General features: G+C 40.2%; 22 protein-coding genes. 5 read left to right on the top strand and 17 right to left on the bottom strand.

The window, feature by feature from the left end; all coding sequences use genetic code 11:
* On the top strand, positions 1–635 hold a 635-nt coding region (locus MRT15_RS04920; RefSeq protein ID WP_304328472.1), incomplete at its 5' end, for an amino acid--tRNA ligase-related protein.
* A 69-nt stretch (positions 636–704) separates the two neighbouring features.
* Here the strand turns inward: MRT15_RS04920 and MRT15_RS04915 are convergent.
* Entirely contained in the window at positions 705–1,442 is a 738-nt protein-coding gene (locus MRT15_RS04915; protein ID WP_304328470.1) for a 7-cyano-7-deazaguanine synthase, read from the bottom strand.
* On the bottom strand, positions 1,439–1,930 hold the full coding sequence (locus MRT15_RS04910; RefSeq protein ID WP_304328468.1) for a QueT transporter family protein: 492 nt from the start codon (positions 1,928–1,930) through the stop codon (positions 1,439–1,441). The genes MRT15_RS04915 and MRT15_RS04910 overlap by 4 nt, the downstream gene beginning before the upstream one ends.
* A gap of 448 nt (positions 1,931–2,378) precedes the next feature.
* On the opposite strand from MRT15_RS04910, the gene MRT15_RS04905 reads away from it, so the two are divergent.
* Positions 2,379–2,567: a hypothetical protein gene (locus MRT15_RS04905; RefSeq protein WP_304328466.1), complete on the top strand. Its 189-nt coding sequence runs from the start codon at positions 2,379–2,381 to the stop codon at positions 2,565–2,567.
* 260 nt (positions 2,568–2,827) lie between these two features.
* Here the strand turns inward: MRT15_RS04905 and MRT15_RS04900 are convergent, their stop codons facing one another.
* The 14 genes from MRT15_RS04900 to MRT15_RS04835 form a co-directional block, all read right to left on the bottom strand.
* Entirely contained in the window at positions 2,828–3,451 is a 624-nt protein-coding gene (locus MRT15_RS04900; protein ID WP_304328464.1) for an NTP transferase domain-containing protein, read from the bottom strand.
* Positions 3,442–4,194, bottom strand: coding sequence for an adenosylcobinamide-GDP ribazoletransferase (cobS, locus tag MRT15_RS04895; protein WP_304328462.1), 753 nt, complete (start codon positions 4,192–4,194; stop codon positions 3,442–3,444). The genes MRT15_RS04900 and cobS overlap by 10 nt, the downstream gene beginning before the upstream one ends.
* Entirely contained in the window at positions 4,194–5,300 is a 1,107-nt protein-coding gene (gene cobT / locus MRT15_RS04890) for a nicotinate mononucleotide-dependent phosphoribosyltransferase CobT (RefSeq protein ID WP_304328477.1), read from the bottom strand. The genes cobS and cobT overlap by 1 nt, the downstream gene beginning before the upstream one ends.
* Complete coding sequence (locus tag MRT15_RS04885; protein ID WP_304328461.1) at positions 5,284–6,003, bottom strand: diphthine--ammonia ligase; 720 nt, start codon at positions 6,001–6,003, stop codon at positions 5,284–5,286. Before MRT15_RS04885 ends, cobT begins: the two co-directional genes overlap by 17 nt.
* A 15-nt stretch (positions 6,004–6,018) precedes the next feature.
* Positions 6,019–6,996 carry an asparagine synthase-related protein gene (locus MRT15_RS04880; protein ID WP_304328459.1) on the bottom strand — a complete coding sequence of 326 codons (978 nt, stop codon included), beginning with the start codon at positions 6,994–6,996 and terminating at the stop codon, positions 6,019–6,021.
* Positions 6,980–8,287, bottom strand: a complete 1,308-nt coding sequence (locus tag MRT15_RS04875) for an ABC transporter ATP-binding protein (RefSeq protein WP_304328457.1) — start codon at positions 8,285–8,287, stop codon at positions 6,980–6,982. The genes MRT15_RS04880 and MRT15_RS04875 overlap by 17 nt, the downstream gene beginning before the upstream one ends.
* Entirely contained in the window at positions 8,288–9,379 is a 1,092-nt protein-coding gene (locus tag MRT15_RS04870) for an iron ABC transporter permease (protein WP_304328455.1), read from the bottom strand. It lies immediately after the preceding gene.
* Entirely contained in the window at positions 9,376–10,767 is a 1,392-nt protein-coding gene (locus MRT15_RS04865) for an ABC transporter substrate-binding protein (RefSeq protein ID WP_304328453.1), read from the bottom strand. Before MRT15_RS04865 ends, MRT15_RS04870 begins: the two co-directional genes overlap by 4 nt.
* 547 nt (positions 10,768–11,314) lie before the next feature.
* Positions 11,315–12,418 (bottom strand): adenosylcobinamide amidohydrolase, encoded by a 1,104-nt coding sequence (locus MRT15_RS04860; RefSeq protein ID WP_304328451.1) that lies wholly within the window; start codon positions 12,416–12,418, stop codon positions 11,315–11,317.
* 195 nt (positions 12,419–12,613) lie between these two features.
* Positions 12,614–13,393, bottom strand: a complete 780-nt coding sequence (locus tag MRT15_RS04855) for a radical SAM protein (RefSeq protein ID WP_304328450.1) — start codon at positions 13,391–13,393, stop codon at positions 12,614–12,616.
* Positions 13,394–13,451: 58 nt separating this feature from the next.
* Entirely contained in the window at positions 13,452–14,420 is a 969-nt protein-coding gene (locus tag MRT15_RS04850; protein WP_304328448.1) for a cobalamin biosynthesis protein, read from the bottom strand.
* Positions 14,421–14,431: 11 nt separating this feature from the next.
* A complete protein-coding gene (gene hisC / locus MRT15_RS04845; RefSeq protein ID WP_304328475.1) occupies positions 14,432–15,556 on the bottom strand; it encodes a histidinol-phosphate transaminase in 1,125 nt (374 codons plus the stop codon).
* 9 nt (positions 15,557–15,565) lie between these two features.
* Complete coding sequence (locus MRT15_RS04840) at positions 15,566–16,801, bottom strand: 2,3-bisphosphoglycerate-independent phosphoglycerate mutase (protein ID WP_304328446.1); 1,236 nt, start codon at positions 16,799–16,801, stop codon at positions 15,566–15,568.
* A 159-nt stretch (positions 16,802–16,960) separates the two neighbouring features.
* Complete coding sequence (locus MRT15_RS04835; protein WP_304328444.1) at positions 16,961–17,434, bottom strand: phosphatidylglycerophosphatase A; 474 nt, start codon at positions 17,432–17,434, stop codon at positions 16,961–16,963.
* A gap of 696 nt (positions 17,435–18,130) precedes the next feature.
* On the opposite strand from MRT15_RS04835, the gene MRT15_RS04830 reads away from it, so the two are divergent.
* Positions 18,131–18,601 carry a PaREP1 family protein gene (locus tag MRT15_RS04830; RefSeq protein WP_304328473.1) on the top strand — a complete coding sequence of 157 codons (471 nt, stop codon included), beginning with the start codon at positions 18,131–18,133 and terminating at the stop codon, positions 18,599–18,601.
* A 359-nt stretch (positions 18,602–18,960) separates the two neighbouring features.
* Positions 18,961–19,149, top strand: coding sequence for a hypothetical protein (locus MRT15_RS04825; RefSeq protein WP_304328442.1), 189 nt, complete (start codon positions 18,961–18,963; stop codon positions 19,147–19,149).
* A gap of 414 nt (positions 19,150–19,563) precedes the next feature.
* Here the strand turns inward: MRT15_RS04825 and MRT15_RS04820 are convergent, their stop codons facing one another.
* Entirely contained in the window at positions 19,564–19,968 is a 405-nt protein-coding gene (locus tag MRT15_RS04820; RefSeq protein ID WP_304328440.1) for a hypothetical protein, read from the bottom strand.
* Between MRT15_RS04820 and MRT15_RS04815 the strand changes: the two genes are divergently transcribed.
* Positions 19,940–20,234, top strand: a 295-nt coding sequence (locus tag MRT15_RS04815; RefSeq protein WP_304328438.1) for a ThiF family adenylyltransferase, incomplete at its 3' end; no start/stop codon positions are given. The two genes, MRT15_RS04820 and MRT15_RS04815, sit on opposite strands and share 29 nt — an antisense overlap.

The following is a 20,234-nucleotide window of genomic DNA, read 5'->3' as shown; positions in this document are numbered from 1 at the left end:
TGGAGATAGAGTTCCTAGGCAACTTAGACCAATTGATGAGGTATGAGGAGGAAGCAATATACTCCGCTGTAAAAGAGGTTTCAAAGCTCGATGAAGACCTCGAAGTCCTAGGAGTTGATGAGGAGCATTTGAAGATGTTTAGACCACCATATAAGAGGATTACATACTCTGAGGCTATAGAGACTTTGAAGGAATTCAACTTAAAGTTTGGAGACGATTTGAAGAGTGTACATGAGAAGATGCTTGCAGAAATCTATGGTCCAGTCTTCATAACACACTACCCGAAGGAGATAAAGTTCTTCAATATGAGGGAGAATGATGAAGATCCAAGGATAGTTAACAGCGTAGACTTAATCCTACCATTATCTGGAGAAGCTGCTGGAGGGGCTGAGAGGGAATTTAGATATGAGAGGCTTATCAAGAGGTTGAGGGAATCAACAATGCTCAAAATGCTAATTGAGAGGGGAGGCTCTGAGGAGGATTTCGATTGGTACCTAGAATTCTGGAGGGAGCATGAAGGCACACTACACTCCGGCTGTGGAATAGGAGTCTCAAGGGTTGTGCAATCAATAATAGGGAGCAGTGACATAAGAGCTGCAACTGCATTTCCAATGAATAGAAATAATCTCTTCTAAATTTCCCTCATTTTTTCCCGCATAGAATTTTACATTGCACTTCTCATAATATTCCCCTTTAATTTGCTTTCATCTAACACCACATTTCCCCAGCCTACACTCATTGGACACTATTGGATGTGTGTTGTAAGTTGTCTTATCGGCTATTCCAGCTTCTATGAAAGCTCTATGTCTCTCCATACATGAATCACAGTTACCGCAATGGGCTTCGCCGGATAGGTAGCATGACCAAGTTTCGAATATCAAGTCGCCTGCAATCTCATATCCACGCTTGAGGTTCTCAGCTTTTGAAAGCCCCTCCCTCGCTGGACTCCAAATCTCAATCTTCTTCTTTCCCACGGGGAAATGTGCTACCCTAACAACTTCCTCGAATGCCCTTGCAGTATCAGGTGTATTGTCTGGGAAACGTGGCTCCCCAGTGTCGCCTCTCGGCGCTATATCATCCAACTGTGCACCATATATTACAATGCCAGCACCTATCGTCAAAGCATATGCAGAGGCAATTGACATGAAAACCACATTGCGTATTGGAACTATAACTGTCGGCATATACTCCCGCTCGACATGTACAGCTTCATCGGTCAACTGTGTACCCCTCCATATCTTCTTCATATCAGTGATGTCGACTATTATGGGTTCATGAAATCCCACCTTAACACAAAGCCTCTTCACAACATTAACCTCCTTCACACCCTTCTGTCCATAGAGGAAGGTGATAGGGTATATCTGGTAGCCCCTAAATTGCCATTGTAGTGCATAGCTGAAGCTGTCGATGCCGCCACTCAAGATGGCTACGCACTTCCTCATTTCCACCAATCCCCAAACCTCTGTTCAATGAACTTGAATATAGTTGCACCTATGAAGTTAACTATCTGTTCGCTCACTAGCAACATTGGAAATGTAAGTGTCATTGGCAAGTTAAAGAGTTGATTCAACATAAAAGACACTGATAGTGGTATTATCAAGGCAATGACTACGCCACAAATGTAGTAGTCGAGCTTCCTATATAATCTGCCAGCTAGATAGCCGAGAATCCCTGATATGAAAGACATTATTGGCATGAAGACAAGTTCCCATGCACCTACAAATGGACTGACGATGTTACCTGCAATAACGCCTATAGCATAGGCTATCGCAAGCTTCCACTTCTTAGCTATGGCAGGTCTCAGAATACCCGCAACCCTGAACTGCAAAGCTTGAAATGATATTGGTGTAAATATATAGACTAAAGTTGCATAGAGAGCTGCATAAAGTGATATTAACGCAACATCTTTAGTTGCGATCCTCATCCTCATACATTCATCTCCTGTAGAAATGATACTTACTAATACGTATTTGTAAGTATTAATACGTATATAAACATTAGCTTGGATATCTAATATGGGTATTTAGAATTTCATGATGAGTTAGAGGAGTTTGAAGGCTTCATAGTGCTTCCGCCCATTTTATACGCTGTTAGATTTTATCTGCATTATGTTTACCATGATGTAGATATGGTCTAAGGTCTCGATCCCATTGCAAAGAATGAGGTTTATGTTCATCTACATCGAAGTCATCATCAAACTTGTGAAATCTTTATTCTTAGTCTGTTTGCAAATACTTTGACAAGTCCTTTTGACATGGAATCCCTTCCAAATATAAATTCACATAACTTCATAGCTTTGTGAGTAGCTGGAGGTAGCTACAGTATTGGAAGTAAGGTTTTATAAACTTCCATGTACTCTCCAAGATTTGGGGACGGTTGTGAAGAGTAGCTTAGAGGAGAGGGTTGCTAGAATTGAAGGCATTCTTGAGCAAATGGATAAGAGATTAAACCATATTGAGAGCGAAATTAGAGATTTGAGGAGAGATCTGAGCAACAGATTTTACTGGCTTCTGGGAATCCAGATATCAATGTGGGTAACAATAATACTAGCAATAATATTCAAGTAAAATAAAAGCGTTATTAAGTAAGTTCTAGTACTTTAGTGCTAAGAGAGTGTGAAAACATTACACAAACCTTTAGCGAGGAATTTCTATGGCGAAGATGTTCTAGTGTAGGGGTGAACTATTACTTTATTAGCTTAGCTTAGTGTAAATATAAATAAATAATTTAAATGAAACTAAATCCCTGCATAAGGAAAATTGAGTATAACTTCAATCGCGAGTTTGATATGGAAGTGGGGCAGTGAAGGTAAACTGTGCATTTCATTTCAGCTATTAGATGATGGAAAAGCTGCACAAATATGTTCTGCTATCTTTAAATCGTTGAGTGTGTTTACATTTACAATGGCTCTTTCATCTTCTATAACAAGGATCTCCTCATCCAATTTTTCCTCATCTATCATTCTCCCATCTATCATGTTTATGCATAGTGGAACTAGCTTCTTCCCATTAATCTCAAATATATAGCTTACACTTAATCCGAGCCTTGTGTATATTTCAAGTGGTGCCATGACTGTTAATGCTGGCTTCCTACATTGCTCGTAATGCGTTATTATCATGTCTATGATGTCGCTTGAGATTAGGGGGAGGTCTGCACCTATCACTAAGACTACCCCTAGATTGAGCGTTTTTACAGCGTACTTTACATCTGAGCAGAACCCTTCCCCTGGCGTTTGTAGAACTTTTATGGACATTCTCCTTACGAAGGCAGCGGTTTTTGGCGTATGCTCAGTTACGGCTACAACTATATCTTCAACTTTACTAGCGCTTTTAAGGGCTTCTATAACGCGTTGGATCATTGGTTTCCCTCCAACTTTAATCATTGGTTTCTCCTCAGGGATTCCAAGCCTTAAGCCTCTACCACCAGCCATTACTAAAGCTGTTACACCCATCTATTCATCCCCACAACTGCTAAGAGGGAGCTTAATCTGGCAAGCTCGTTTCCCGCTCCAAAAACATCTCCCGTTAAACCTTTGAAATGTCTATTTGAAACTCCGACAATTATTAGAGCGGTGATTATACTTGCAATTATGGGGATTAATCCTGCTATGCCCATGAGTGGTAATGCAAAGCTTATGGTTATGAATAAGGCGGATAATAGGCGGAGATTTCGATATTTTCCGTGCATAGCGTTTATGACGTAGATGTTTAATCCCCTATGCGCGGACTTTCCAAGCCAAGCCATGAACACCATTGCGAATTTAGCTGAAGCTTCGCATACTATTAGGCTTTGAATGATTATGTGTTGTTTGAGACTTGCTATACAGAGGGCTGTTGTTGTAAATGTGATTAAGCCCAGTCCAAAACCGCCAGCTCCAGTCTGCTGGTCATGCATCACCTTAATCTTCTCTTCCGGTGAACCCATGTACATTAAGCCATCCCCAAAGTCGAGGAGGCCATCTGCATGATGCAAACCAGTTACTAGTAGGAGGAAGCCCAATGTTAGGAAGCCGACTATGAGGGGGTTGAATATGTTGAGTAGGATCCGTGCGAAGAAGCCTGCTGATAACCCTATAAATGCGCCTATTAGTGGAAATAGGAACATGGAGTTTGCCATTTCAGTTAGACAGTTTTCATCCATGCCCACTGGTATTATCGTGAGGAAAGCAAGCAAGCTTTTTATCCTCTTAAACATTAACTTCGCCTCAACATAACTAGCCTCTCATAATTCCTCTCTATCTCCTCAAGTAATACTGCCTTCGATATTAAGCCTCTAGATTTTGCCATAGCAGCTATGGAGGCTCCTCCAGCACCAACCCCCTCCTTAACAAACCCCTCCTCATATACCCTTAACCCATTGAACTTTGATCTTGCGAAGTCGAGGTCTGCAGCCATTATTGGAACATCCGCTATTTGTGAAACTATCCCCTTTAAATCAGCAGATCTATCGCTTATGAGCCAGCGGGTTGTCCCAATGGCTATGTTCTGTAAAATGGTTTGATCCAATGCTTTAACAATTGCTAAGATTGCACACATCTGCGTTCCACCAGCCATTAAGACTGGACTCCTACGTGCAGCTCCGAGGACAAGCCCTGCGAAGGCTGGCATCATTGGATCTCCAACACATGAAATTGCAGTTATCGGGTCATTTGATAGGGAGCCAAACTTTATTCCAGAATTCCTTAAGCCTTCCTCGACAACTCTAATTTTGAGTTCATGTGGATTGTAGGGCATACTGCTACTCACCTTCCCCCTAGCATCTACACCCATAGCTAGCATGACTGCAAGGGCTGTTGTTGTGCCTCCCGGGACACTTTCACCTATCACGAGGTAATCAGCTAGTTTAGACAAGTTTTCTCCAGCAATCCTCGCCCTCACTAAAATTTCTTCAGCGTCAGCCACAGCCTTTCCACTTCTGATATCTCCTCCAGATTTGCCGCCTAAATCTATGAATGGGATGTGCGGCCTTATTTTAACCCCACCACTTACGATGAGCGTCGGTACATCTGCCAACCTCAATGCTGACATCGTTATCAAGGCAGGTGTTGGTATGCCTTCAGGCGTAGTGGGAACTCCGGGGATACATTTACATGAACCTAGCAAAAGCAATTCTGCATCTGCAGCTGGAGTGTAATCTGTTAGCTCTGGATACTTTCCTGCAGCTGAGATTCCAGGGATTTTGGCAGTCTCAGTTGTTCCAATAACGTGGATGAATAGTGGTTTTTTCCCTTCAATTCTTTTTATGAAATCTTCACATTTTGATTCCTCATAAGCTAAGATTATATCATAAATTTTCTTCATCAAACTCTACCCCTCCATGGAATTTATCTTCCAATGAGAAGTCTGTGATCTCTAGGAGCCAACGTTTCCAATAATCCTCCCTCAGAATAATCTTGTAGGCATGAATTTTAATGCGCTTCTTGAATATTGGTCCATCTATGACGAGCGTGTGATATTCTCCAAACTCACCGCAGATGTCGAAGCTGCGGGTAGCACTTAGCTCTAATGCATCCTTTATGAAAGCTTTGTCGATCTTCCTACCCAACCATTCACTTCCGAAAATATCTGCTTTAGCACTTACAACAATAGCTTCGAAACCAGCGTTTATGAATTCGTTGAGGATTTGTTTACGATCGAGGCGCCAAAGTGGTTCCATGTAGAGGATTCCCACATCATTACAGACTCTGATCACCCAATCCAGGTGATCTATAATGTCAATATCGCCAAAGACTATACCATCAATTCCAATTCCCTTTAACTCTTTAGCCACCTTCTTGAACTCCTCCTCATATGTATCCCATGTGACCTCCCTTTGTATGAGGGGGATCCCAATGGCTTCTGATTGGGCGGCAATTAAATTAGAGTTTACCCCATGAGACATACACCTCTTATCCTTAGATATGAAGTTTAGGAGATAGGAAACTTCGAGCCCTTTTTGAAGTGCTTTGTAGCATGCAAGACAGCTATCTTTACCACCACTCCAAGATATTGCAACCTTTGTCATATCAGTTCACCATCATCAAATTGGGTAAGCTCCACATGTCCGGCAATATTTAGCCTCCTCCTCTAAATCTGAGTTGCAGTAAGGGCATGTTCTCTTGCCCTTCATTGGGCGGGGGACACCTATAATTGATCTGAAAATCTCATAGTAAAAGAGCTGCTCCTTATCCCGTATCACAACCTTATCGCTTTCAAAATATTTTCTCTTCTTCTCCTGAAATTCTTCATCTGAAATCCTTCGGTTGAATAGGGATGGTAGGATGGTAGTCCCTGAACCACATTCAATTGGAGTTTTAATTCTCCATACAATTTCATCTGGTAATATTCCTTCAAAGGCTTTCCTCAAAATCCATTTCCCCCACTTTCTTCCCTTTTCTTCACGAATCATGTATGATGGGTCAAGTTTGGATGCGAAATCCCTTATATGTGGATCGAGGTATGGAAGCTTTGCTTCAATGCCAAGAGCCTTGGATAGTGGTATTGAGGAAAAGTACATGTTTCTCCACAAATTTTCAAGTTCTAATTTCAATTTTTCCCCTTCCAAATTGAATAGGAAGCTGTATCCGGCAAATAGTTCATCGGATCCATCACCAGTCATAATGGCGTTTAAACCTTCCTCCTTAGCATGTTTCAATGCTATATATATGACTGCACTATTACGTATTTCCATTGGATCAAAGGACCTCATAATTTTAATAGTTGCGTAGATTGCATCGTATAGTTCATCCTCATAGAAATAGTGGATGTGATGCTTAATGCCCAGTTTTTTAGCAATTAATGAAGCGTATTCAACATCTGGTGCTGGAGCCCCACTTAAAGCAACTGTAAAGGCTTTTTGCGTAACGAATTTTGATGCCACTAATGCTAAAATGCTTGTGTCTAAGCCTCCTGAAAGTAGTAATCCCTCGCATAAATTCCTTTTAACTGCATCTTCTATCAATTTGCGTAGCTCAAGGCAAATCTTCTTTACTGTAAGCATATCATCTAATTTGTTCATATGATAATACCTCCGTACAGATTTTTGCCCTCAACCTATTAAGTAAGTGTAGTACTTCATTTTGACTTCTGACAGATATCGCACCCTTTTTCTTCAATTCTGATAATAATTTTTGTGCTTCGCCATTAGTGAAATCCCTCTGGGCTATTGGTGTATCCTCAATAATGAAGGTTGGAATTCCAGATTCAACTGCTGCGAGGGCTGCTTTTAAGTTTAACAGGTTTCCGTAGCCTATGGGCATAGATGTCACAATAATAGCATTAGCCTTACTAATAATTTTTAAGTTTTCTTTATGATTTTCTTCAGTGATTGGGGAGAATGGTGCTTCACTTACGGTTGTAATTCCAAGCAGCGTTGCCATTTCATGATCAGTATCTAGCAAATGTAAAACGCCAGTAGTCACTATGAAACCTTCTTCAAACAATGTCTTCATGAGCTGAGCCCCCGTCCCACCTCCACATATTATGTGGACGTGAAACCTCCTGTTATTTACAGATGTCTTCTCCTTCATTGGTGATATGGGGATAACGTGAAGTGTGCCGGTGATGGGATGCCTTTTTACGAATACATCAACTTGGAATACTTCCTTTATATTCTCGCTCGTCAATACCTCCTCTACTTTACCTACTGAAACTATTTTCCCTTTATTTAACAATATCAGGTAATCGCAATATCGTGCCGCTAAATTGAAATCGTGGAAAACTGCTAAAATTGCTAATCCTTCCTTCATACAAAGCTTCTTTAATATGTCCATTATTTCCAATTGATTGTTGATATCTAAATGTACTGTAGGTTCATCCAATAGTAGCACTTTCGGCTCTTGTGCTAATGCTCTTGCAATCATGACGCGTTGTCTTTCACCGCTGCTCAGCTCGTTTATACGTTTCTCAGCTAAATGCCACGTATTAGTTAATTCCATCGCCCTTCTCGCAATAGCCAAATCTCTCTCATTCTCCATTTTGAATCGGCCCATGTAGGGGTGGCGTCCCATCAAAACTGCATCTAAAACTGTGAGATCGAAGTCTATCATAATAGCGTCTTGTGGGGCAACTGCTATGTTTCTTGCAACCTCCCTACTTTTCATTTTATATATGTCCGCATTATTCAAGTACACGGTTCCAGCCTTAGGCTTCAAAACTCTACTAATAGTTCTCAGGAGCGTAGTTTTACCTGAGCCATTAGGCCCTAGTAAGCCGACAAATTCTCCACCATTTATTGAGAAGCTTACATTCTCCAGAACTTTTATAGATTCGTAGTAGCAATCAACCCCGCAAATCCTTAAAGTCACCATTCATGATCCCCTCAACTTCAGCCTCCCACTTTTCGCTAATAAGTATGTGAAGAATGGTGCACCAAGCATCGCAGTTACCATCCCCGTTGGAAGTATGATCGGCCTTAGCATTATCCTCGCAACAATATCGCATAATGTTAGGAGAGTTGCTCCAGCCAGTGCGGATGATGGGATTAGTATGCGGTGATCTGACCCAACTATCAGCCTCATCATATGCGGCACTATTAAACCTACAAAGCCTATAATGCCACTCACCGAAACTGCAGCGGCAGTCATTATTGAAGCTAATATTATCAGATTCCTTTTAACAATCTCAACATCAACGCCAAGTTGCTGCGCTTGCTCCTCTCCGAGGAGCATGATATTCAAATCCCTAGAATAAGCATAAACTGTTACTGAGCAGAAGAGGATTATTGGGGCAGTAACGTAGATGAACTCCCACCCGACTATCGGGAAACCTCCGAAGAGCCAGCTAAACACAGCGTGAGCCTCTTCTCCAGCTATTACTAGCAATATGGAGATTGCTGATGAAAAGAAGCTACTTACAGCTATGCCAGCCAACAGTAATCTCAGAATGGGAATTCCATAACTCGTTCTAGCTATAGTGTAAACTAGAAATACCGTGAGGAGTGCACATACGGATGCCATGATCGGTATAGTGTAAATTAAACTTATTGATGGAAGGCTTATGCCAAAAACTATTGCTAATGATGCGCCGAACCCCGCACCGGAGGCTACGCCTAGCACGTAGGGGTCGGCCATTGGATTCCTGAAGATACCTTGAAATACAACTCCAGCTATTGACAACGCCACACCTACTAGGACGGTTGATAGGGCTCTGGGAAGCCTAAGTTGCGTGATTACGATTTCTTCCTGCGGAGTCCAGTTACAATTGATTAAACCGCCTAAAATTGGGATTCGTCGTAATATGATTCCAAAACACTTATCTACACTTATTGGCATAGGGCCTATCATGGAGGATAAGGCAATCGAGGTAAATGAGGAAAAAAGTAGAATGAAGATTGTGGAGAACCATTTAGCAATCCGCTTAAGATACCTAGTTTCAGTGGTGCTTTTCTGACAACTTCTCATAGCCTCTTCCCACTCCTTACATGGGCTATGTGAACACATGCACCAGTCAATGCTGCTACAACCACTACTGATACTATAAGAAGCCAGAGTGGAATTGGAATCTCCAGTAGTGTAGGTGTAGGCTCCCCCATGACAGCAAAGTAGCTTCCCCCTATAATCGTTGCTTCAACGAATCTTTCCTCCTTATTCACAGCAGTGTTTAACGCTATCCACCGCTTCTCCTCTTCACTCCACCTATAAATTTTGAGGGAATCTTCCCTAACACCTACAGTCTTAAGTAAATCCTCTGAATAATGTATCCTCAAAATGGATGCAAATCCTTCAGGGACGCTGCACCTTAAATCGACATATTCTCCAATCAATCTTAAATTGGCCGGTATCGTAGGTCCAGATTTCGTTAAGATAACAGTTAGAGTGCTGTCAGTAGCAGCCTTAATAACACAGATATCAATGATCATTGGGCTGGGAATACTAAATGTTTGCATCTTCACACTCAGCTCTGCTGAAAGTATTGGGAATGTGAATACGTTTGCTTCACCAAATAATTCGGGATGTAGAATTCTAGCCAATGCCTCTAAACCATCAACGATCCGCGGTCCCGGCCTTACAAATAGGTTTTCATCAAGCATGTATACTCTTCCTTCAGCGACAGCTTTAATTACGCTCCACCCTGGACGTTTTCTAAAATCATCAAGGCTTGCATAGTGCATAGCTCCAGTAAGGCTAATGATGATATCTGGATTTCTCGCTATAACTTCTTCATCCGTAGTCTTAACATATGCTGTTTTAGCATCCCCGAAAACATTTACTCCGCCAGCTAACTCGATAATCTGATGCCCCCATGATCCGGGACCCCAAGTCCATGGTGGCGGATACCATGTTTCCATGTAAACTTTTGGTTTTACGGTAGTATTTCCAACTCTGGCTTTAATATCATCAATTCTTCTACTTAAAGCAGATACTAAAGACTCAGCTTCCTCAATTTTACCAGTTATTTTACCCACCAACTTTATGTTTTTAAATATATCATTTATTGTTTTAGGTCGAAGGGCAACTACTGTTAATCCTGCTTTTTCAAGTGCTTCTACAGCAGTAGGGTTACCTACAGAGTAGAATACTACGTCAGGGTTAAGGGCAGCGACTTCCTCTGGGTCTGGATTCCACCAATTGCTGATCTTCCGTTTTTGTATAACCTCAGGTGGATAATCGGAGTATCTGTCAACGCCGATGATTCTATTGCCTAGACCTAATGCATAGAGGGTTTCAGTACATGATGGACCTATCGATACAATTCTCTCAGAACTCCTTATAGTCACAGTTCTCCCAAGATCGTCAACTATCGTCATTTGAGTAGATGCCTTTACAATGGCTATGATTCCGGTTTCCAAGAATGTCATTAAAACTAGACTGGTAATTATGATACCTGCTGCCTTGCTCTTCCCATAAAATATAAGTTGCTTCATTGTAGGTAATTTTGCCTACACCTCTATATATGCTTAACTCTCATATTTGACAATTAGTTCATCGAATGTACATAATGATAGTCTTATGTATGTGCAGTTATAACGGGTTAACCATTAGAGGAGGAAACAAGTCTGCGATGTTTCCTATAATCACTTCAAGATAGTTGCATTTGAAGCGCGAAGTTATATGCTAATTAGTTAAGGCTTTAAAAGCAATAGCTGGAAAGATAAATTAGTGAAAAGACACCTAATCTCTGAAAACAGTAAGATTAATGTAATTATGTAAATAAGTGCTATCTTGCAGAGCAAGATGCTTGAAAGATAAGTCTTCTAATTTAGACTTTCTGGTTTACTAAATAGCATGTGTACTTTATGATATTTGGCTTAGCTTTAAGTTAAGGATACCAATATTTTTCCTTCATAGTTGGTAAGTGTCGCTTAGATGTTATTATTAAACCTCACTCCTTTGTGTCTAACTAAAGCTTTTTCGGTTCTTGCTCAACTCATCGTATATGGCTGAAAATGCAGAGCTTACTAGAGCTGATACTATATGATCCTCAAATCGTGGTAGCCTTATGGGAAGTAAATCCTTCTTCTCAATTCTTTTAATGTGTTGCATCGATAGAAGCCCTTTGAAGTTAGCTATATAGAGCGATAGGATAAGGGCTAATAGTTTGTCTGCAATGATATTATCATCAGTAGCATAATTCTCAACATTCAAATCTGGTATTGAGCCTGCAGCTGAGTGTAAGTCAAGCTCTCTAGCAGCTATCAGTATACTCCATACATTTGGATCTTTTAGAATAGTTTCAATGAGTTCCCTGGCTCTATTCTTAAAGCAGTCGACGGTAACTCCTGATATATTGTCATGTTCATACATTTTTGCCATAAGCTCTACAATTTCATTTACCGTTAGCCCTATAGCATTGTAGAGTAAGCCTTCTTGGCCGAGCCTCTTTAAGCCTTTTTCAACTAGCCTCTTGTAGACTTTTCCTGATACCCAGCTACCAATTCTGGTTGCCATGCCAGCCACGATAATATTATCTCCATGAGGTGGCTTCCCACCTACAGCTATGGCGTCAGTGACTGTTCCAGAAGATCTTAGGGGGCATCTTAGAAGAAGTTCTGAGGCTGCAAGACTCTTAGCCTCTGCCGTAACTCTCAGCAAGTCCACTAAGGCATTTGATGATAAACCGTAGTCAACAATGATCGCCACATTAATGGTTCCTCTCAATGGTTCGTGGGAGCCTTCGTAGCCAGGGCAAACTGGAGGCTCAAGCCCCATAGTTGCTATGACTGCCATCTTCCCTTCATCATCAACTTCACATATGTAATCGTCCACCGAAGCCGCTGTTAGGAAAACTATGGAGTTTCCATAGCCCATCTTACTCCTAACATAGTTGTAGAAGTGCTTTAGGTGGCTATCATCAAAGTTTTCCGGAACCCTCTTAAATAGTATGACATTGGCAACTTCTGGTTGATAGGGGAGTGTTGTCACAAAATTGTAACATTTATCTAATTCCACAATTAGGGTATCGAAACTCTTATCATAGGAGATCTTGTTAAGCAATCCCAAATTCCTTAAACCCCCAACTATCACTCTCAATATTATGAGGCATTTAACTTTATATGTTATTGCAATTAATCTAGTTAGAGCTGAAAATGTTGAGAATGATTGAGCGGGGAGTTAATTGGACTTTAAAAGCAAGAGAGTATCTGTTTAAATTGCCATACACAGCTATTCTCAAAAAGCTTACCTCTAATTTGCATTTTAACGATCCATTTGTGTCGGATATATTAAGCGTACTTTACCTAAGGGTTTCATTTTAAACTCCGGATATGAGCTTCTTATAATTACGTTTTTGAGGTATTTCTGTGTAAGTTCTTTTGTTTCCCTAAGCTCCTCAACTATTGGTCTCCTCCATGGCGCATTGGGAACGGGAATATACTCGTCTATTATCAATGGGATATCGTTGCTATAGCTGGATATGTATGCTGCAAGTTTTTCAATATCTGCTGGATCGTTAAAGCCTGGTATGAGTATAGTCTCCACGATAATGTTTATACTATACTTTAAAATTAGCTTAAAGTTATTTAGGACAGTTTCAAGATCTCTTCCAGTATACGTGAAGAATTTCATTGGATCTATACTTTTTATGCTAAGTTCAATTAGGCAATTTCTTGGGATGCACTCCATTAGCTCGCCTAACTTATAACCATTAGTTAAAATGGCAACATTTAAGTTAAGGTTGCTCAGCAACTTAATTATTTTACAGAATGCTGGATCTACTGTAGGCTCGCCACCACCTAAAACAGCCTTTTCCAATCCTAAAGAATCTTTAACATTTCTTAGAAGTTTTTCAAGGTCTTCAAGAGATAGTGTTTTAATGCCTGGTTTATCTAAACTTGTTAGTTCGTCATTAGGTAAATGATGATCCCACTTAAAGCTTCTCCTTATACAACCAATGCATCTAAAATTGCAACCAATAAATTGTATGTAAACGGATTTATCACTGTCGTAATACGTGATGTGGAAGATATTTGTCTTCATGGCTCTATTCAATAAACCGTAACTTCTCCCTATATCAGCTTTTCCATTAACTGTTCCCCTATATTACGATTGTTGAAATCAGAGTGAGAAGAGGTATTGCTATTAATGTTGCGAACAGTAAGACTGTTAGCTTCATAATTTTTATGGCTCTTGATATATGTTTTGGGGATAATTCATCTATATCATCACCCAACACATAGTAGCCTGGCTTCTCCAATTTCACATTTAGGGCGCCAGCCATAGCGGACATGCTCCATCCGGCATTCAGGCTTTCGGTTTTATGGCTATCTCTACGTAGAATTTTCCAAGAGTTTTTCCAATCTTCGCCCAGTAGCCATGCCGCTACAACCATTAGGAGTGCTGTAATGCGGGCTGGTATGTAGTTTGCTATAGTATCTAGTTTTGCTGAGAACCATCCGATGTTGATATGCTCTGGATCTTTGTAGCCGACCATAGAGTCTAGGGTGTTGATGACGCGGAAGGATATGGCTCCTGGAACTCCAAAGAGAGCGTAGTAGAAGAGTGGTGATGTTACCCCGTCAACAGTTCCTTCAGCTATAGATTCAACTGTCGCTGAGATAATCTGTTGTACATTAAGTTTTCTGGGATCGCGTCTAACAATGTATGGTAGTAGCCGTCTAGCTCCCTCAATATCCCCTTGCTCAATGGCTCTTGCTATTTGAGTGGTGTATTGCTCCATACATTTAATTGCGAATGTAGGCTTTAGTAGTAAAGAGGCTATAATGATATAGGCTATTAAACCTAGGTATCGTTGTATGAAGGAGAGCATGAGATGAGCGGGTATTGTGAAAAGAGCAATTGTGAATAAGCCCAACAGAATCCCATTCAACTTTTCAGTAAATGGACTTTCACTTTTAATTCTTGGTTTAAGGAATGCTATCACTTTACCCATCCATACTGTTGGGTGAATATTCTCTGGAGGTTCCCCAAATGCTAAGTCTATTAATAATGCTATTATCAGGATTATTGAAGATGTTACTATGAGACTTATGTTTCCTTGAAGCATGGTAACCTACCTTATGAGTTGCCTATGATACTTTTCAGAGCTTCCAACAATCTTTCATTCTCTCGTCGCGTTCTCACAGATACCCTAATATAGTATTCATCGAGACCCCTGAAGGAGCTACAATCTCGAATTAATATTCCATGCTTCAGCATTTTCTCCTTTAGTTGTGTAGATGTGAGGCCAGTCTGCCTTATATCTATGAGGATGAAGTTTGCATATGCTGGGAAAACTTTGAGGCCATGAATCTTCTTAAGTTCGTTTAGTAAGAATTCCCTTTCTTCCCTGATGAGTCTCCGTGTCTTCTCCAAATATTCCGTGTCTTGAAGGGCTACGATGGCTGCTGCTTGAGCTAGACAATTGACATTCCATGGAATCTTACCTTTGGATAGTAGGTTGATGATTTCCTCACAAGATACCCCATAACCAACTCTGAGTCCAGTTAACCCAAATGACTTAGTTAGTGATCTGAGAATGAATAGGTTTCTATAAGTTCTCACTTCGCCGACCAATGAGAAGTCTCCATCTACAAATTCTATGAAGTCTTCATCTATGAATACCAGAACTTCTTCCCTATCACCATATTCAATGATTTCAAGTAGGTCATCTTTTGAAGTCAAGGTGCTTGTGGGATTATTTGGATTGCATATAAAGATCATCTTAGTTTTTGGTCCTATTTCCCTTATAATGCTACTTGGATTTATCTTGAAGTTCTCATCTAGCTTTACGTTTTTTGGGATGCCACCAGCCTTTCTTACAGCATTTTCATATTCCCCAAATGTTGGTATTGGAATGATAGCTTCATCTCCACTCCTTATGAATACTTCACAGAATAGGTAAATGAGCTCCGTTGAACCATTGCCGACTATGATGTTTCCCGGGCTTATCCCTCCAAGATAATTTGAGATAACTTCCCTTAAGGTATTAGAATCTGGATCGGGGTAGAATGGTATCTGCCAAAGGTTTTTCTCAATAGCTTCTATAGCCTTTCTTGGTGGGCCTAAGGGGTTAACATTTGCACTGAAATCCAAAATACTCCCGTATTGGGGATAGTATTTCCAAACTTCACCTCCATGTATGCATGGCTTCAACCCTTTTATTTCATCTCGAGCCAACTTCATGATTGAATCCGGCTTCATATCCACATTTCACACTCCAAATTCTACTGGTTTCCCCATTAAATTAAGTAATATTGGCATAACGTGTTTACCATATATGTTTCCAAGTCCACCCTTATATGCAGCTCTCTCACTATAATGCGTAACTCCATCTCTAACAATATCTGGGCTCGTTATGGTGATAGGCGTAGGGTCGGCGGTATGCTTCTTAAGTTTTAGTGAAGTTGCATGGTCTGCAAGAAGTGCTATGCATGTTTCCTCTAAATCAATGTTCTCTAAGATTGTGCCAATCATGGTGTCGATCTTTTTTATGATTAAGATTTTCCCGGCGAGGTCTCCATCATGACTTGCTTCATCAGGACCTTCAACGTGTATTAGGACTAGGTCGTGGTCTTTAATGGCTTTTAAAGCAGCATTTGCCTTAGCCGTAGTATCAGTATCAACTTCTCCCGTTGCCCCGGAAACACTAATGATGTCCATGCCGCTAAGTTTGCAAATACCCTTAATTAAGCTTACTGCTGCTACGCATGCTCCTCTAAGCCCATATTTTTTATGGAGAGGGCTGAGACTTGGCTTCCTACCTCCACCCCATGGAATTAGAACGTTGGCTGGCGGCTGCCCCCTAAACCTTCGTTCTCGATTGATGGGATGATCTTTAAGGATACTATGCGAAACTCTAATGAACTCGTTAAGAATGTCTGCAGTTCTCTTAGCTTCAGGTGAGCAATCTAATGGTTTAATGGAGTTTACTCGAGTATTAAGCTTAGGCTTGCATGCAGACACATTTGTGGAGAGATTTTCACCCCTAAGAACTAAAACTCCCTTAAATCCCAATGTCTGCTTAAATATTACCTCAATATCCGTAGCCGACTTTAACTTTAAATCTTGAATTTGAGTTGCAAGTTCAGTTGCATCCTCACGGATTCTACCGGCTTTCTCATCAACTATAACAAAATCTTCGTTTACAGTGGCGAAATCGCATCTAAAAGCTATATCCTCATTCCTCAGCTCAATTCCAGCGCCGATGGCTTCGAAGCCCCCTCTCCCAGTGTAAACTTTATATGGGTCTTGACCCAGTATTGCTAGGGTTGCTACATCACTTTCAGGTGCAATTCCCGGAGATATCGCATATAACAATCCTGAAGTTCCCAGAGAGGCTATACGATTCATATTTTTCGGTTCAGCAGCCTCTAGTGGAGTTAAATAGTTAAGTTCTTTCAATTGTCTGTCAGCCATCCCATCACCAATTATAATAATGGCCTTCACATCATCACCGGGCAGTAAATTTTCAATTATGGAACTTTAAATTTTCATTATAAATAAAGTTTTGTACTTGGGTATTATTCGATGGAGGGGTATTATGTGGTATTATAATTTCCTTGAGGATTAAAAGCGCTAATATTCAATTGTTAAGCACATAAAAATTCAATTTTTATTAATATTAATTTTATGATCTCTTAATGCTCGTGTGTACATGTTTGATGATACACCAGCAATTAGCCCTCCAATGGCATCGTTAGTGATTGGTCCAAGCTTCTTCAAAATTCCGGGTTTGGCTTGATCAAATCTTACGAACTCGAAGATACCTTTTACTCCAGCTATGTAGCATGCTATAGCCATCCCCATTATTTCATCAGCTACTAAGCCAGGACCTCCCATAATATCCTTTGTTAAACCGGGAATTAGGCCTGCATTTGCATCTTCTTCTGCACGGAAACATGCAACGATCATACATGAAACATTAACATCTGATAAGGCATTCATGAATTCCTCCTTCAAGATCTTAGCAGCTTTTTCCCTAGTTTCCACGCCGGGATGAGGGACGAATAGCTCCAACGCTGTTTCTATGAGATCTTTCAGCGAGATCCCCCTTTCTTCGAGATATTTCAGCAACGACAATTTGAAACCTCCAATTTAAAATTAACTTAGCATTTTTACTATTTAACCTTAAGCTTAGGTATGAGGCGTGGAAAATAGTCCTTTCCATTTTATCTGACTTTATGGGGCATGATAGTGTATCATAATTATTGCTCTCTACAACTACTGTTACGAATAACTTTGCATTTGGGGTTGAATTCATAGTGTGCCGGGGTTACTGAACGGATTCAACCTGAAGCTTTTCATATTATGCTACTCCACATATTAGGTAGCTTGAAATTACTGTTGATATTAGGAATGTTATAGAGGCACTTGTCTCCATTAGTGAACTTAAGTCTAATCTTCCAGCTCTAATTTCCATGAAAATTGTTAATCGAAGTTTAACTCATCTTAGAAGCGTAAGCCATATGGTATGGCCATCATCAAGGAGGAGACCGTTAAATCGACTGTTGTACCCGTATTTAACCCTTTACTCCTCAACTTATCGTCGAATTTTAAGAAAGCCTTTCTGCTTTCCAATATGTTTATGCTAATCACAATTCTATCTGTACTGAACGCTCTTAAGGATCATTAAATGATCCTTAATTATTGTTGTGGTGATGTCAGATAACTTAATATGAACTTCATCGAACTCACATTGAAAATTATGTTAAAATATTTTTCCTAATAAAGTTTATAAGAGGTTTTCACTAAGAATAGAGGGAGAAATTGTTTATTGTGCTGCCTAAGAAGATTGAGAAGAGACTTAAGGAGGAATCTGAGAAAAGTGGAGTCTCGGAAGAAGAGCTAGTACTGGAAGTCCTATCAAAAGCTCTTAACGAACCCCTTGATGCTGAGACGAAGGTTGAAATTCATTTAAAACTATCAGAGAAATACATGAAAGATGCAGAGGAACTTCTAACCAAAAAGGATTACATTCAAGCATCTGAGAAGGCTTGGGGTGCTGCTGCTCAGATCGTCAAAGCCTTAGCTGCAAAGGAAGGGAGAGAGCTTAGGGGTCACGCTAGTCTTTGGCAGTTTGTCGATGAAATTGCTGAAAAGCTTCAAGACATTGAACTTAGACGCTTGTGGAGTAGAGCTAACTCACTTCATCAAAATTTCTATGAAAATTGGATGCCTTCAAGGGATGTCATATATGCTATAGAGGATGTTAAGAAGTTTATTGAGAGAATAAGGAAGCTCCTCTAACTTCCTCATGTCTTGAAAAGATCAAGTGCCTCCTTTTCATAGTGCTTCCACCCATTTTATACGCTGTTAAATTTTATCTGCATTATGTTTATCATGACGTAAGCATCGTCTAAGGTCTCGATCCCATTGTAAAGAATTGAGTTTTATGTTCATCTACATCGAAAATTACTATTGAATCTGTGAAACTTTATTCCCAGTCTGTTGGCAAATACTTTGACAGGTCCTCTTAATATAGAATCTCTCCCTTCCAAATATAAATTCACATAACTTCATAGCTTTGTGAGCGGCTGGAGGTAACTACAGTATTGGAAGTAAGGCTTTATAAACTTCTACGTACTCTCCAAGATTTAGGGACTGTTGTGAAAAGTAGCTTAGAGGAGAGAGTAGCTAGAATTGAAGGCATTCTTGAGCAAATGGATAAGAGATTAAACCATATGGAAAGCGAAATTAGAGATTTGAGGAAAGATCTGAGCAACAGATTTTACTGGCTTCTGGGAATCCAGATATCAATGTGGGTAACAATAATACTAGCAATAATATTCAAGTAAAATAAAAGCGTGATTATGTGAGTTTTAAGTACTCTAGTGCTGAAAAAATGTGAAACATTACACAAACCTTTAGGTGAGGAATTTCTATAGCAAAGATATTCTACTGTAGGAGTAATGATATACTTTTATTAGCTTAAGATGAATATAAATGAATAATTTCAAATGAAGCCTAAATCCCTGCGTAAGGAAAATTTACGTATAACTTCAATTGCAAATTTGATATGGAATTGGGGTAATGAAGGTAAACTGTGCTTTTCGCCTCAGTTATCAGATGATAATAGAAAACCTTACAAATCCATTTATTGAAATCATCTCACTGTAGTTTTAATTTAAATTAAACCACATAAATATGGAGTTTTCACGTTACATCCTCTTTCGATCATTCATTCTAACACAGTTTAACAGACCTCAAAGTTAAGTCTTCTTCCCGCTAGTTAATGCTGGGAGGTATTTGAGAAGCAATAATAGTCCACTAATAGCTGTTGCTGCAATGGTAAGCCCCTTTGTAAGAGCATCAGCCCTCTGCTTCTCCAAAAGTTCTCTAAGCCTATCCGCTTCCTGCTGAGTTAATGTTCCTTCCCTCAATTTTGAGAGGAGCTTCCACTTCTCAACTTCTTGGGGTTCACTTGAGGAGGGGGAGAATTTCCCATATAACTCCATGATCTGGTCAAAGTGTAAATAAACAAGGAAAGATACTACTTCCTCAACCCTCCCCAGCCTTTCGCTAATTTTTACAATCACTCCTTCAACACCTCTCAATCTCTCGTCAATTTTTGCAGTTGTTCCTTCAATGTTCCTTAACCTTTCGTCAATTTTCACGGTCACCCCCTCAACGCTCTTCAACCTTTCGTCAATTCTCGCAGTCCATTTCCCAATATCAGTCTATCTCGTTGCAGCCGGCGTTGGAACTGTTAGGATTGTTGATTGTGAAAATGTGGAGCTGAGCAACCTAAACCGTCAACTCCTACATTGGGATAGGGATATTGGGAGGAGGAAGGTTGAATCTGCACGTGAAAAACTCCGAGAGATAAATCCAACTGTGAATGTTGAAGTATATGATGAGGTAATAACTGACGATAACGCTT

It is taken from the genome of Candidatus Culexarchaeum yellowstonense (genome assembly GCF_024707025.1).
Classification (GTDB): Archaea; Thermoproteota; Methanomethylicia; order Culexarchaeales; family Culexarchaeaceae; genus Culexarchaeum.
This window is presented reverse-complemented; position numbering and strand designations above follow the sequence as displayed.

Coding starts and splice junctions, on each gene's coding strand:
- MRT15_RS04855 (WP_304328450.1), bottom strand. CDS start 13,393: ATGAAGACAAATATCTTCCACATCACGTATTACGACAGTGATAAATCC.
- MRT15_RS04870 (WP_304328455.1), bottom strand. CDS start 9,379: ATGAGAAGTTGTCAGAAAAGCACCACTGAAACTAGGTATCTTAAGCGG.
- MRT15_RS04875 (WP_304328457.1), bottom strand. CDS start 8,287: ATGGTGACTTTAAGGATTTGCGGGGTTGATTGCTACTACGAATCTATA.
- MRT15_RS04900 (WP_304328464.1), bottom strand. CDS start 3,451: ATGGGTGTAACAGCTTTAGTAATGGCTGGTGGTAGAGGCTTAAGGCTT.
- MRT15_RS04850 (WP_304328448.1), bottom strand. CDS start 14,420: ATGCTTCAAGGAAACATAAGTCTCATAGTAACATCTTCAATAATCCTG.
- hisC (WP_304328475.1), bottom strand. CDS start 15,556: ATGAAGCCGGATTCAATCATGAAGTTGGCTCGAGATGAAATAAAAGGG.
- MRT15_RS04885 (WP_304328461.1), bottom strand. CDS start 6,003: ATGACAAAGGTTGCAATATCTTGGAGTGGTGGTAAAGATAGCTGTCTT.
- MRT15_RS04915 (WP_304328470.1), bottom strand. CDS start 1,442: ATGAGGAAGTGCGTAGCCATCTTGAGTGGCGGCATCGACAGCTTCAGC.
- cobT (WP_304328477.1), bottom strand. CDS start 5,300: ATGAAGAAAATTTATGATATAATCTTAGCTTATGAGGAATCAAAATGT.
- cobS (WP_304328462.1), bottom strand. CDS start 4,194: ATGTTTAAGAGGATAAAAAGCTTGCTTGCTTTCCTCACGATAATACCA.
- MRT15_RS04880 (WP_304328459.1), bottom strand. CDS start 6,996: ATGAACAAATTAGATGATATGCTTACAGTAAAGAAGATTTGCCTTGAG.
- MRT15_RS04910 (WP_304328468.1), bottom strand. CDS start 1,930: ATGAGGATGAGGATCGCAACTAAAGATGTTGCGTTAATATCACTTTAT.